This window comes from Mycobacterium sp. (assembly GCF_044223235.1).
In the GTDB taxonomy this organism is placed as follows: Bacteria; Actinomycetota; Actinomycetes; order Mycobacteriales; family Mycobacteriaceae; genus Mycobacterium.
Window position 1 is genome coordinate 131515 of the sequence record NZ_JBGAME010000003.1, and the last position, 12609, is coordinate 144123.

Genomic DNA, 12609 nt, shown 5'->3' on the forward strand with positions numbered 1-12609 from the left:
CACCCGTGGACGGCCGGGAATGGTGAATACTTCCGCTATGCGGCAGCGCCTCCCAGCAAATGGATGCAGGCGTGTGATTGCCCTCGGCGCGCTGCGCGCGCTCGCCCTTCGGGCCACCTGCATGACATTCTGGGCCTCCACGGCCTCCGTGGCCTTGCTGGCCGGCTGCAGCATGTCCATCTCGACCGGCGCGGTGGATTACGGAGAGCTGGAACGGGAGATCGCCGAGAAGCTCAACGGCACCTACGCCGGGATCTCACGGCAGGTATCCGGCGTGGACTGTCCCGACCGGTCGGAAGTCCCCAAGGCCGGCGACACGTTCGTCTGCGACGCCGACGTCGAAGGCCGGACGGTGCGCGTCCAGGTGCATGTGAAGGACGACGAATACAACGTCGACTTCAGTACCCTCGACGTCGTCTACGATCTGCCATCGACCGCCGAGGGTCTGTCCCGTCAGATCTCCGAGTATGAAGGCACTCCCGTGACCGTGACGTGCGGCGAAGGCATCGAGGTGGTCGAGATCGGGAAGTCGTTCGACTGCACCACCACCGGTGCGGACGGGCGTACCCGCACGGTCAGGCTCACCGCGGGCGCGGTGGGCGAGGACGACCACTGGGAAATCCCCGGTGAATAGCGTGCGACCCCAGAACGCGTTTTCCGCAAGGTGTTTGACTCGTCGGCGGCCGGCGCAGACCTCCTCGTCCGGTGCCGGTCAGCGGTTCACGCCGATGTGCCCCCTGGTACACGCTGTGGGTAGATTTGGCCCAACCTTGCCCCCGACGAATGAAACGACATGCCGGTAGACGTCGACAGTGCGCATTTCCCAGCCCCCTTCCTACTCCTGTCGATCCGCGCCGAAGACGAAGCGGCGGACGACGAGTATTTGGCGATCATGCGCTTCGCCGGGCTCGACGAACACGGACTGCGCCGCATCAGGCTCACCGAGGAGCCGCTTGGGGCGATCGACCTTGAGCGCTGGTCCGGCGTCATCCTGGGTGGCGGGCCATATAACGTCAGCGACACGGCCGACTCGAAATCGGCGACACAGCAACGCGTCGAGTCCGAACTGCTCCCCCTGATCGGCAGGATCGTCGAGGCCGACCATCCGTTCCTGGGATGCTGCTACGGTATCGGCACACTCGGTGCCGTCGTCGGGGCGACCATCGACCGCACGTACAGCGAGCCGGTGGGTGCCGTAACGGTCACGCTGACTGCCGCCGGCCGCGCCGATCCGCTGTTCGCCGACATGCCAGATGTTTTCGACGCCTATGGCGGACATAAGGAGGCAGCGGCCGGGCTGCCGTCCGACGTGGTGTGCCTCGCATCCTCGCCGAGCTGTCCCGTGCAGGCGTTCCGCGTGGGCGAGAACGTGTATGCGACCCAGTTTCACCCCGAACTGGATGCCGACGGGATCTGCACCCGCATAGATGTCTACAAGGACCACGGCTATTTCGCCCCCGACACGGCGGAGGAACTGAAACTGGCTGCCAGGGAACGTGATATCGAGCACCCGCCTGCGATGCTGCGGCGGTTCGCCGCCCGTTATGCCAAGCGGCGGTGACCGGGTGCAGGCCATCGCCGCCGTCGAAGAACTGCGGTTCCTCGCCCAGTCAATGCACCGCATAGACGCCGCGGCCGCCGCCGCCGAGTGGGGCGACGACGCCGCGCTGGCGGGCGCGGCCGCCGGGGCGCGGGCCGAGTTGGCCTCGATGACCGAGGCGGCCGGGCGTGACCTGGCGGCCGCCGGTGCGTCGCCGCCCTGGCTGCACCGCGCCGAGGAGCATGCGCAGGGTGTCGCGCTCACCCGCGATCTGACCCCCGCCGCTCCGGAAGCGGCTGCCAACGCCGCGGTCGCCGTCGCCCTGGCCAGGGCGGCAGTCGCCGAAGCAGTCGTGGCGGTGGCGCAGGCGCGCGCCATTGCCAGCAGGTGCACTCCCCCGCCGTCCGGACGTTCCGCCGTGGCGCGACGGGCGGCTCCGCTGTCCGAACTCGCCCGGCGCGTCGGCCACGAGGTGCGACACGTCGTCGTCGAACGGCCACGATCCATCCTCATGCGGCTGGTGATCACGCTGGGGATCAGCATGTCGCTGGTCGTCTTCTATCACTTCAGCGGGATCACCCGGTACGACGCGGGCAGGCTGACGCTCTACCTATTCTCGGCGGTCGTCGGCAGCGTGGTCTGCACCAACGCCCTGTGTTTCGAAGCCGAACGGGTGCGGGCGGCGCTCTCCGGCGGCGACCGGATCTGGCGGATCCTGGTGGCCAAGAACCTCGCGATGGCGATTCTGGTCACCGTCGCCGGGATGCCCGTGATCGCGTTCCTCACCATCACCGCGAAAGCCAACCCTGTCGCGTTGATCGACCAGCTGGTGACCATGGTGTTCATCTGGTTGGGCGTCGGCAACGTGCTGTCGGTGGTCTCCCCGCTGCGTCAGGAACCGGTGTCGGCCCGAGTCCACGACGGAACGTGGAAGCCGTTCCTGCTGTCGTTCGCGGTGTCCTACGGTGTCGGCCTGACGGTCAACCTGATGATCTACTGGCGGCTGTGGGCAAGGCAGGCGGCTACCACCGAACTCGCCGGAGGTGCGTGGGCGGCGTTCGCGCTGGTGCTGGCCAGCGCGTTGAGCCTCTGGGTGCTGCTGACCGTGTTCGCGGTGGCCTGCAGCCGTGAACCCCGGATTCGCCGGGTGCTGTCGCGGGAGATGGTCGTTTACCACAAGACCCGTAAGACCGCCGAACGCTCCAGCGGCGCGTAACGACCGGGGGTGGGAGAAGCAGTGCCGCAGGGCCACGTCGAGGCGGGCGTGCCGTGAACGCGTCGCCGTCCTTCCCGCGGGGTATGGCGCTGCTGGTGGCCGGGGCCTTCTTCATGGAAATCCTCGACGCGACGATCATCAGCCCCGCGATTCCGCGCATCGCCGAATCCTTCGGTGTCGACCCCGTCGACGTGAACGTCGCGATCTCCGCGTACTTGGTGACCGTGGCCGTCTTGATCCCCGCCAGCGGATGGATGGCAGATCGATTGGGTGCCCGCCGGGTGTTCCCCGCGGCGATCGCGATCTTCACCGTCGCCTCGATCGGGTGCGCCGCCAGCACCTCACTGCCGATGCTCGTGGCGATGCGAATCCTGCAGGGGGTGGGCGGGGCGATGATGGTGCCGGTCGGACGGCTGACGGTGCTGCGGTCCAGCACGAAGGCCGACCTGGTGCGCGTCATCGCCATGCTGACCTGGCCGGCCCTGGTGGCCCCTGTGGTGTCCCCGGCGATCGGCGGCGCCATCGCGACGTTCTGGTCGTGGCAGTGGATCTTCCTGGTGAACATCCCGATCGGCATCGCCGGGTTCCTGCTGTCGCTCAAGCTGATCCGCGGCGAGCCCCACCCCGATCCGAATCCGCTGGACTGGCGCGGGCTGGCCGCGCTCGGCGCGGGCATCGCCGCGGCGCTGATCGGGCTGGAGGGCATCCGGGTGACCGGCACCGACTGGCCGCAGGTGGCCGTCGGCGGCGCGGTCGCGGTACTCCTGCTCGTCCTGGCGGTGGTCCACCTGCTGCGGACCCGGCACCCGCTGGTGCAGCTGCGCGTGCTGCGGACACGCACGCTGCGCATCACAGTCTCCGCCGGTGCGCTCTATCGACTTGTCATCACCGCTGTACCGTTCCTGCTGCCGCTGCAGTTCCAACTCGTTTTCGGCTGGACCCCGCTGACGGCCGGCCTGGTCGTTGCGGCGTTGTTCCTGGGCAACATCGCCATCAAGCCCGCCACCACCCCGCTGATGCGACGGTTCGGTATCCGCCGCCTCCTGCTGGGCAATGCCCTGCTGTCGGCCTGCTGGTTCGGCCTGCTCGCCGTCGTCACACCCACCACACCCATTCCGGTGATCCTGGCGATCCTGTTCGTCAGCGGAATGCTGCGCTCGGTGGGCTTCACGGCCTACAACAGCCTGGCCTTCGCCGACGTGGACAGCGCCGACCTGACCCACGCCAACACCCTCAACGCCGCCGTTCAGGAACTCGCCGCTGGCGTCGGCATCGCGGTCGGTGCGTTGACGCTCGGGCTGTTGACCCCCCTGGCCGACGCGACGGGCGGCGGAGCGGCGGCCGCATATTCATGGACCTACCTGGTGCTGGGCCTGCTGATGCTGTCGACCGCCGTGGAGACGGTGCGATTGCCGCCCGACGCCGGCGCCGCTGTCACCGGCGCGCCGCAGGGGCGCAGATGAGCCCGCCCAGCGGTGGCGATGAGCGCGACCCGGCGGATCCCAGGTATCAGGGCACCTCGAACTGCGTCCGCGCGATCTGGTCGACCATCGGTGCGAGCACAGCGCGCAGGCGGTTGTGCTCGGCGTCTTCGTCGTAACCGCGGTAGGCGGCCTCGTCGGTGAAATCGGCGACGATCGCGAAACTCCAGTTCCCGTCGCGCAGGCCGAGGTCGTTGCCGATCGTGTAGCTCACCGTGCCCGGGCAGTTCAGATTGCTGAACCCCTCCTGGACGCCGGCGAGCTCGGCGGCGTCATGACCGGGTTTGAGCTTGACCATCACCACATTGCGGATCACGCCCGAACACTAGCAGCGGTCGCGCCCGCACCCCCGCCGATTCACGCCGCGGATCGGCTCGGGTCCGTTTGTGCATTGAGAAACGTTGGGCAGCAATACCTTTAGAGGGCTGCGCCCACCGTGGGACCCGACTCGCCGCACGCCAGGCACTGGACAGCTCGATGGTCTACAGTTCGGCGCGTGGCTCAGACCGCGGTGACCGGCCTGTCGGCATTCGCACGGCGCAGGTCGGTGCTGTCGTTCTCTCGTGCCGGCCAACAGTTCCTGCTGCCGGGAATCGTGCCGGGTGTCTGCTGTTGATGATCCTGCTACACGGTTCGGTGGATGCCTGCTCGCACGATCGTGCTCATCGCGGCGACCAGGGGTCGAGCCGACCTGAATGCAGTCGTGAATGCCGTCTTGAATTGAGACACGGCACCTTTCGCGCGGGGTTCACGATGTCACCACCGCAGCTGGTCCGGTCGGCCCACGAGTTACAACAAGATCACCGCAAACTCTTGACTGATTCCAGAAAAGTGGGTCACTATGTCTGGGTGGTTTCGACACCGGACTACGCGGAGCAACTGCGTACGGCGGCCCTGCGGGTTACCCGGCCCCGGGTCGCGGTGCTGGAAGCGGTCAGCCGGCGTCCGCACGCCGACACCGAGACGATCTTCGGTGCGGTGCGCGGTGTCCTTCCCGATGTGTCGCGGCAGGCGGTCTATGACGTGCTGAACGCACTGACGGCCGTCGGCCTGGTCCGCCGGATCCAGCCATCCGGTCTGGTCGCCCGCTACGAGTCGCGGGTCGCCGACAACCACCACCACATGGTGTGCCGCGCCTGTGGCGTCATCGCCGACGTCGACTGCGCGGTAGGTGAGGCGCCATGCCTGACCCCCGCCGAAGGTGGAGGCGAGCAGGACGGCTTCGTCGTTCACGAGGCCGAGGTCATCTACTGGGGCCTGTGCTCCGATTGCTCGGCATCCGAATCCTCCCGATCACCCCGGTGATCACAGCCCGATTCACAACTCCCGAAAGGAAATGCGGTGCCTGAATCAACCGAAACCCCGCCCATCGGCGAGGCTCAGACCGACCCGGTCGCCAGCGGTTGTCCGATGACGATCAAGCCGCCCGTCGAGGGCGGGAGCAACCGTGACTGGTGGCCCAACGCCGTCAACCTCAAGATCCTGCAGAAGAATCCCGACGTCATCAACCCGATGGATGAGGGCTACGACTACCGCACCGAGGTCCAGACTCTCGACTTCGACCAGCTGGCGGCGGACGTCGACGCGATCATGACGACCTCGCAGGACTGGTGGCCCGCCGACTTCGGCCACTACGGTCCGTTCTTCATCCGCATGTCATGGCACGCCGCAGGTACCTACCGCGTGCAGGACGGCCGCGGCGGCGGCGGCAGAGGCATGCAGCGCTTCGCCCCGCTGAACAGCTGGCCCGACAACGCCAGCCTGGACAAGGCCCGTCGCCTGTTGTGGCCCGTGAAGAAGAAGTACGGCAAGAAGCTGTCCTGGTCGGATCTCATCGTGTACGCGGGCAACCGCGCGATGGAGCACATGGGCTTCAAGACCGCCGGCTTCGCGTTCGGCCGCCCGGACTTCTGGGAGCCCGAGGAGGACGTCTACTGGGGCGCCGAGCACGAGTGGTTGGGCTCCCAGGCACGCTACGCGGGCAGCGACCGCACCAAGCTGGAGAATCCGCTGGGTGCGACCATGATGGGTCTGATCTACGTCAATCCCGAAGGCCCCGAAGGCAAGCCGGATCCGGTGGCGGCGGCCATCGACATCCGCGAGACGTTCGGCCGGATGGCGATGAACGACGTGGAGACCGCCGCGCTCATCGTCGGCGGACACACCTTCGGCAAGACTCACGGCAACGGCAACGCCGACCTGATCGGCCCCGAACCGGAGGCCGCGCCGCTCGAGGAGCTGGGTCTGGGCTGGCACAACCCGCAGGGCACCGGCGTCGGCAACGAAGCCGTCACCAGCGGTCTCGAGGTGATCTGGACGCACACGCCGACCAAGTGGGACAACAGCTTCCTGGAGATCCTGTACGGCAACGAGTGGGAGCTGACGAAGAGCCCGGCAGGCGCCTTCCAATGGAAACCCAAGGACAACGGCTGGGCCAACACCGTGCCGATGGCGCAGGGCGAGGCCAAGACGCATCCGTCGATGCTGACCACCGACCTGTCGATGCGGATGGATCCGATCTACGAGAAGATCACCCGCCGCTGGCTGGATCATCCCGACGAGTTGGCCGAGGCGTTCGCCAACGCCTGGTTCAAGTTGCTGCACCGCGACATGGGTCCCGTGGTCCGCTATCTCGGCCCGCAGGCGCCCACGCAGACCTGGGTGTGGCAGGACATCGTCCCCGCGGGCAACGACCTGTCCGCCGAGGACGTCGCCAAGCTCAAGAGCGCGATCGGCGACTCGGATCTGACTGTGCCACAGTTGGTTTCGACTGCGTGGAAGGCCGCGTCGTCGTACCGCGGCAGCGATATGCGCGGCGGCGCCAACGGCGGCCGGATCCGGCTGCAGCCGCAGCTCGGCTGGGAGGCCAACGAACCCGACGAGCTGGCCCTGGTGATCCGCAAGCTCGAGGAGATCCAGGCCGCGTCCGGCACCAACGTGTCGTTCGCCGATCTGGTGGTGCTGGCAGGCAACGTCGGCGTGGAAAAGGCTGCCAAGGCAGCCGGCGTCGATGTCGAGGTGCCGTTCACGCCGGGCCGCGGCGATGCCAGCCAGGAGCAGACGGACGTCGATTCGTTCTCCTACCTGGAGCCCAAGGCCGACGGCTTCCGCAATTACACCGGCAAGGGCCTGAGCATCCCGGCGGAGTACCAGCTCATCGACCGGGCCAACCTGCTGGGCCTGTCGGGGCCGGAGACGACGGTCCTGGTCGGTGGCCTGCGCGTGCTGGACACCAACTTCGGCGGCACCAAGCACGGAGTGTTCACCGACACTCCTGGCGCATTGACGACCGACTTCTTCGTCAACCTGCTCGATATGGGCACCAAGTGGGGGCCCTCACCGGACGACGACGGCACTTACGTCGGTAAGGACCGGGCGACCGGCGTTCAGAAGTACACCGCCAGCCGCGTGGACCTGCTGTTCGGGTCCAACTCGCAGCTCCGCGCGGTGGCCGAGGTGTACGCCGAGGACGATTCGAAGGAGAAGTTCGTCAACGACTTCGTCGCGGCGTGGACCAAGGTGATGAACGCCGACCGGTTCGACGTCTGATCTCGGCCCGATCCACTATGCGGCGCCCCGCGAGCGGTTATCGCTTGCGGGGCGCTGTCACGTCGGCATCCACGTGATAGTGGTCAGGTGAGCGACCTGCCGGTCGAGGTGCGCGCCATGGCCGCTCGCGGGCCCGACTGGGCGGCGTGGGTCGAGCAGCTTCCCGAAACGATGCGAAACCGGTTGGCGGCGTGGGATCTTCGTCACGATGGGGATGCGCTGCACGGTTGGTGCTCGCTGGTGTTGCCGGTTCGCACCGCCGACGGCGCCGCGGCGGTCCTCAAGATCGGCTTCCCCGACGAAGAATCCGAACACGAGCACCTCGCCCTGCGGCGGTGGGGTGGGCACGGTGCGGTTCGCCTCCTCAGTGCCGACCCACCCCGTCGCGCGCTGCTGCTGGAACGCGTGCGCCGCGACGACCTCACCACGCTGGGAGACATCGAGGCGTGCGAGGTGGTCGCCGGGCTGTATCGCCGATTGCACATCGGCGCGCTGCCGCAGCTGCGCACACTGGACTCGTACATCGAGCGTTGGTCGGCCGGGCTCGGCGCCCTGCCACGAAGTGCGCCGATCCCCCGCAGGCTCGTCGAGCAGGCGATCACGCTGGGCCGCGACCTCGCGGGCGGGGCGGACGGCAACACGGTCAACACCGTCATTCATGGCGACCTGCACTACCAGAACGTGCTGGCTGCCGACCGCGAGCCGTGGGTCGCCATCGACCCCAAGCCGGTCAACGGCGACCCGCACTACGAGATCGCCCCGATGCTGTGGAACCGGTGGGACGAACTCGCGGGTCAGGTCCGCGACGGGGTGCGGCGCCGGTTCTACACGCTGGTCGACGCGGCAGGATTCGACGAGGAACGCGCCAGGGGGTGGGTGATCGTGCGGATGGTGCACAACGCGATGTGGGCACTGGAGGACGAACCCGACGCCGACCCGGGCTGGTTGACGACCTGTGTGGCCATCGCCAAGGCCGTCCAGGACTGAACCGCGACACCGCGGTGCGCCTGACCGGTCGAACGCCCTGCAGCAGCTAGACTCTGGCGGGATGAGGATGGGCATCGACTTCGGTACCACCCACACCGTCGTGGCGGTCGTCGACCGAGGCAACTATCCGGTCGCGTCGTTCGACGGGGAAGACACCTGGCCTTCTGTTGTGGCCGCGAACGCCGCAGGGGAGCTGCGCTTCGGTTTGGATGCCGTCGCGGTCCGCCACGAGGCGGGTTGGTCGGTACTACGGTCCTTCAAGCGTCTGCTCAACGACGCCGGGCCTCTGTCCGCTGTGAACCTGGCCGGGCACACCTACCTGTTGGCCGACCTTCTTACGAGCTTCCTTGCCCAGCTGAAAAGCGACCTCCAGCATCGCTCGAACGCGGGCCTCGCAGCGGGCGAACGCGTCGAGGCCGCGATCAGTGTGCCGGCCAACGCCTCGAGCGCGCAGCGCTTTTTGACGTTGGACGCCTTCGTCAGAGCGGGCTTCGACGTCGTCGCGCTCCTCAACGAACCGTCGGCTGCGGGCTTCGAGTATGCCCACCGGTACCGCTCCACCATCACTGCCAACCGCGAGTACGTCCTCATCTACGACCTCGGCGGTGGCACGTTCGATGCCTCGCTGTTGAAGATGACCGGACGCCTGAACGAAGTCGTCACCAGCGAGGGCATCCGAAGCCTCGGCGGCGACGACTTCGACGAGGCGATCCTCAAGCTCGTCCTTGACGGGTCGAATGTCGACGGACCCGACGCCTCCACGCGTGACCTTCTGCTCGAGGAGTGCGCCACCCGGAAGGAAGCCGTCGGCCCCAACACGCGCCGTTTCGTGGTCGACCTCTCCGCGGCCGATAATCCCCCGTTCTCCTGCGGGATCGACGAGGTCTACGCGGCCTGTGCGCCGCTGGTCGAGAAGACAGCCGAGCTGCTCCCCCGCGTTCTGCGTGACCGGGCCCGGGGCGGCGACGGCGTGGACTGGTCCGAGGTGGCGGGAATCTACGTGGTCGGGGGCGCCGGAGGTTTCCCGCTCGTCGCTCGGATGCTGCGCAAGTCCTTCGGTGAGAAGCGTGTGAAGCGCTCACCGCACCCGTTTGCGGCCACGGCCATCGGCCTGGCGGCCTTCCTCGACAAGGAGGCCGGCTTCGCGCTGTCCGAGCGCCTCTCGCGCCACTTCGGGGTCTTCCGCGAGGCCCACGGCGGCGCGGACGTCGTCTTCGATCCGATTCTGCCGAAGGGTATCCCGCTCCCCGTCGATGGCCAGCCTCCGCTCGTCGTCACCCGGACCTACAAGGCGGCGCACAACATCGGACATTTCCGATTCGTGGAGTGCAGCCGCCTCGAGGAGGGCCGCCCCGACGGTGACGTCATGCCCTACGGTCCGGTCCTCTTCCCGTTCGATCCGGACCTGAGCGACGAGGACCTGGTGCGCCAGCCGGTTGGCCGGCGTGAGGACGGGCCCGACGTCGAGGAGCGTTACGTCGTCGCATCCAACGGTGCGGTGGAGGTGACCCTCACGACTCGGCCCACCGGTCTGATGCGCACCTTCCGGCTGCATGACACGTCTTCGCCAGTGTCCGAGGGATCGCTGTGCGACGCCATGCGGTCGGATTGACCGCTACGCCGAACCCACCCGGTGCAACACGTCGGCGAGCTCGTGCGGCCGCGACAGGAACGGTGAGTGACCGCCGGGCAGTTCGACGATGTCGGCGCACAGCCTGGCGGGGGCGACGCGCCTGGACCAGCCCGGCCCGACCATCCTGTCGTCGGTGCAGACCACGTACGTCGCGGGTACCGGCGGGAACGCCGCCAGCGAGAACGGCTGGATGTACGGGTAGGTGGCCTGCGGCCGCAGTCGCTGCAGTGCGGCAAGCGCTGTGGGCTCGTCGCAGTCGGCGAAGAACAGCGCCCTGGCCAGGCCGAGATCGGTCCACGCGCGGCGGCGCTGCGCGTCGGGGGCGCTGAGTCCGCTGTCGATGTCCGGGTTCAGCATGTCGGCGTCGGCGCGGATCTGGTCGAGCATGCTGCGCCCGACGTCGGGCAGCAGGGCGCACAGATAGACCAGGTGCCGGACCGGTCGGCGCGCGGCAACCAGCGGAATCGTGTTGCCCGCCAGCGAATGTCCGACCACCACGACATCGCTTCGATCCCCGCCGGCGCCCTCGAATGCGGCGTCCAGGGCGGCGCAGACGACGTCGGCGTAGGTGTCGAAGGTGGCCGTCGGGTCATCGGCGGGCAGGTCCACCGCCACCGCGTCGTGGCCGAGGTCGCGCAGTGGGGTAACCACCGACTCCCAACACCACGCACCGTGCCACGCCCCGTGCACGAGTGCGAAGGTCGTCATCCGGCCATCGTCGCCGATCACCGCAGCTGGCTGGCGATGAGGGGTGCGATCTTGTCCGCCATGTAGGCGTGCCCGGCGTCGGTGGGGTGGACGCCGTCCGCGCCGATCAGGCCGGGTTGTCCGACGAACCAGCCGAGGGCGATCGGATCGACGAATGCGGCGTCGGCGAGCTGGGCCTGGTATGCCAGCGTGTCGCGGATCCGCAGCACCTCGGGGGGCGGATCGGCCGTCGGCCACGGTGGCCCGATCACCAGGAACCGTGCCCTCGGCGCCGACTTGCGGGCGAGCTGAAACGTGCTGTACATCATCGCGGGCAGCAGAATGGGGTTGGCGGCCTGGTCGTTTCGCGAACCGTAGAGCACCACCAGCACGTCGTCGGGCTTGACCGCCCTCGCCGTCAGATCCTCGAAGGAGTCGCCGTGATCGCCGCGCGCCCCGTAGCCCGATCCCCGCTGGGCGGCCACGTCGAAGGTCAGCGGCAATCCCTGCTGCAGCAGCGATTGCCACGCGTGCGTCGTCCATCCATTCGTCCCGAGTCCGCCTTCATCACCCCCGGTGGTGTAGGAGTCACCCACGACCGCGACGGGGTTCATGCGCCAGTCCAGGGTGTGGGTGGGGTGCTGTCCGAGCGGTGCCCGCGTGGCGCCGGGAATGCCCAGCACGACGGCGAGCGCCAGGACGAGCGTGATCACCCGGGTCACCCCGCACTACCTCCACGGCCGTCGGCGCCGGCGGGTCCGGCGCCGCGAGAACCGCACGACTATGACGCGGCGGGTGCATCGGCCGGCGCCGACGCGCCGACGGTTCGCCGTCTTGTTATCCGGCGCCGATCCGCTTGCGCGCGGTGTTCTTGGTCTCCGCGGGCAGGGCGTCGATGTCGACGAGTGCAGCCAACAGGTCCGGTTCCAGGGTCAGGGCGCGGAACACCAGACCGACGGTGACGCTGTGATCGGGGCGGTCCAGCACCGTGATCGCGTCACCGGCGCTGACCGGTCCGGCCGAGGCGACGCGCAGATAGGCACCCGGGATCGCCGCGGCGGTGAAGGTCTTGATCCAGCCGCGGATCTCCAGCCACGCCGCGAACGTCCGGCACGGGATTCTGGGTGCGGACACCTCCAGCACCAGTCCCCCCGATCCGATCTGCCACCGCTCACCGATGCGGGCGCCGGTGACGTCGATCCCACGCGTGGTGAGGTTCTCACCGAACACGCCGTTGCCGAGGTCCCGATTGACGGTGCGCTGCCAGGTATCGAGGTCCTCGCGGGCGTAGGCGTACACGGCCTGGTCATCCCCGCCGTGCACATTGGTATTGCCGATGACGTCGCCGACCAGGCCGCTGCCGAGGCCGCCGTGCATGGGTCCCGGAGCGCGCACCGTGACTGCGCCGTCGGCCGGCTGTTTGTCGATGCCCGTCACCGACTCGCCCCGGTCGGGGTTGTCCCGTGGATGAGCGAGGTTGACCGTCAGAACGGTGGCCATATCGTCCACACTAGAT

The 12609-nt window shown here is 68.1% G+C and carries 12 protein-coding genes; 8 read left to right on the forward strand and 4 right to left on the reverse strand.

The features are described from left to right. Positions 1–73: 73 nt before the first annotated feature. The 4 genes from ADBZ6K_RS06375 (at position 74) to ADBZ6K_RS06390 (ending at position 4219) form a co-directional block, all read left to right on the forward strand. A complete protein-coding gene (locus ADBZ6K_RS06375; RefSeq protein ID WP_526345042.1) occupies positions 74–634 on the forward strand; it encodes a DUF4333 domain-containing protein in 561 nt (186 codons plus the stop codon). Between the two features lie 159 nt (positions 635–793). Then, complete coding sequence (locus tag ADBZ6K_RS06380; protein WP_526345043.1) at positions 794–1561, forward strand: glutamine amidotransferase; 768 nt, start codon at positions 794–796, stop codon at positions 1559–1561. Next, positions 1545–2756 (forward strand): ABC transporter permease, encoded by a 1212-nt coding sequence (locus tag ADBZ6K_RS06385; RefSeq protein WP_526345044.1) that lies wholly within the window; start codon positions 1545–1547, stop codon positions 2754–2756. Before ADBZ6K_RS06380 ends, ADBZ6K_RS06385 begins: the two co-directional genes overlap by 17 nt. An 83-nt stretch (positions 2757–2839) precedes the next feature. Next, positions 2840–4219, forward strand: a complete 1380-nt coding sequence (locus ADBZ6K_RS06390) for an MFS transporter (RefSeq protein WP_526345267.1) — start codon at positions 2840–2842, stop codon at positions 4217–4219. Positions 4220–4265: 46 nt separating this feature from the next. On the opposite strand, the gene ADBZ6K_RS06395 is transcribed toward ADBZ6K_RS06390, so the two are convergent. Further along, entirely contained in the window at positions 4266–4553 is a 288-nt protein-coding gene (locus ADBZ6K_RS06395) for a Dabb family protein (protein WP_526345045.1), read from the reverse strand. 533 nt (positions 4554–5086) lie between these two features. On the opposite strand from ADBZ6K_RS06395, the gene ADBZ6K_RS06400 reads away from it, so the two are divergent. From ADBZ6K_RS06400 to ADBZ6K_RS06415, 4 genes are all read left to right on the forward strand, one after another. After that, positions 5087–5542 (forward strand): Fur family transcriptional regulator, encoded by a 456-nt coding sequence (locus tag ADBZ6K_RS06400; RefSeq protein ID WP_526345046.1) that lies wholly within the window; start codon positions 5087–5089, stop codon positions 5540–5542. Positions 5543–5647: 105 nt separating this feature from the next. Then, positions 5648–7786, forward strand: a complete 2139-nt coding sequence (katG, locus tag ADBZ6K_RS06405; protein ID WP_526345268.1) for a catalase/peroxidase HPI — start codon at positions 5648–5650, stop codon at positions 7784–7786. 87 nt (positions 7787–7873) lie between these two features. Further along, complete coding sequence (locus ADBZ6K_RS06410) at positions 7874–8773, forward strand: aminoglycoside phosphotransferase family protein (protein ID WP_526345047.1); 900 nt, start codon at positions 7874–7876, stop codon at positions 8771–8773. A gap of 61 nt (positions 8774–8834) precedes the next feature. Continuing rightward, on the forward strand, positions 8835–10385 hold the full coding sequence (locus ADBZ6K_RS06415) for an Hsp70 family protein (protein WP_526345048.1): 1551 nt from the start codon (positions 8835–8837) through the stop codon (positions 10383–10385). A gap of 3 nt (positions 10386–10388) precedes the next feature. On the opposite strand, the gene ADBZ6K_RS06420 is transcribed toward ADBZ6K_RS06415, so the two are convergent. From ADBZ6K_RS06420 to ADBZ6K_RS06430, 3 genes are all read right to left on the reverse strand, one after another. Continuing rightward, positions 10389–11114: an alpha/beta fold hydrolase gene (locus ADBZ6K_RS06420; protein ID WP_526345049.1), complete on the reverse strand. Its 726-nt coding sequence runs from the start codon at positions 11112–11114 to the stop codon at positions 10389–10391. Between the two features lie 17 nt (positions 11115–11131). Next, on the reverse strand, positions 11132–11815 hold the full coding sequence (locus tag ADBZ6K_RS06425) for an Rv0518 family GDSL lipase (protein WP_526345050.1): 684 nt from the start codon (positions 11813–11815) through the stop codon (positions 11132–11134). A gap of 115 nt (positions 11816–11930) precedes the next feature. Then, positions 11931–12593, reverse strand: a complete 663-nt coding sequence (locus ADBZ6K_RS06430) for an MOSC domain-containing protein (protein WP_526345051.1) — start codon at positions 12591–12593, stop codon at positions 11931–11933. Between the last annotated feature and the right edge of the window lie 16 nt (positions 12594–12609).

Excerpts from the sequence above, each read along its gene's own strand:
- ADBZ6K_RS06380 (WP_526345043.1), top strand. The coding sequence starts at position 794 with ATGCCGGTAGACGTCGACAGTGCGCATTTCCCAGCCCCCTTCCTACTC.
- ADBZ6K_RS06385 (WP_526345044.1), top strand. The coding sequence starts at position 1,545 with ATGCCAAGCGGCGGTGACCGGGTGCAGGCCATCGCCGCCGTCGAAGAA.
- ADBZ6K_RS06390 (WP_526345267.1), top strand. The coding sequence starts at position 2,840 with ATGGCGCTGCTGGTGGCCGGGGCCTTCTTCATGGAAATCCTCGACGCG.
- katG (WP_526345268.1), top strand. The coding sequence starts at position 5,648 with ATGACGATCAAGCCGCCCGTCGAGGGCGGGAGCAACCGTGACTGGTGG.
- ADBZ6K_RS06415 (WP_526345048.1), top strand. The coding sequence starts at position 8,835 with ATGAGGATGGGCATCGACTTCGGTACCACCCACACCGTCGTGGCGGTC.
- ADBZ6K_RS06420 (WP_526345049.1), bottom strand. The coding sequence starts at position 11,114 with ATGACGACCTTCGCACTCGTGCACGGGGCGTGGCACGGTGCGTGGTGT.
- ADBZ6K_RS06430 (WP_526345051.1), bottom strand. The coding sequence starts at position 12,593 with ATGGCCACCGTTCTGACGGTCAACCTCGCTCATCCACGGGACAACCCC.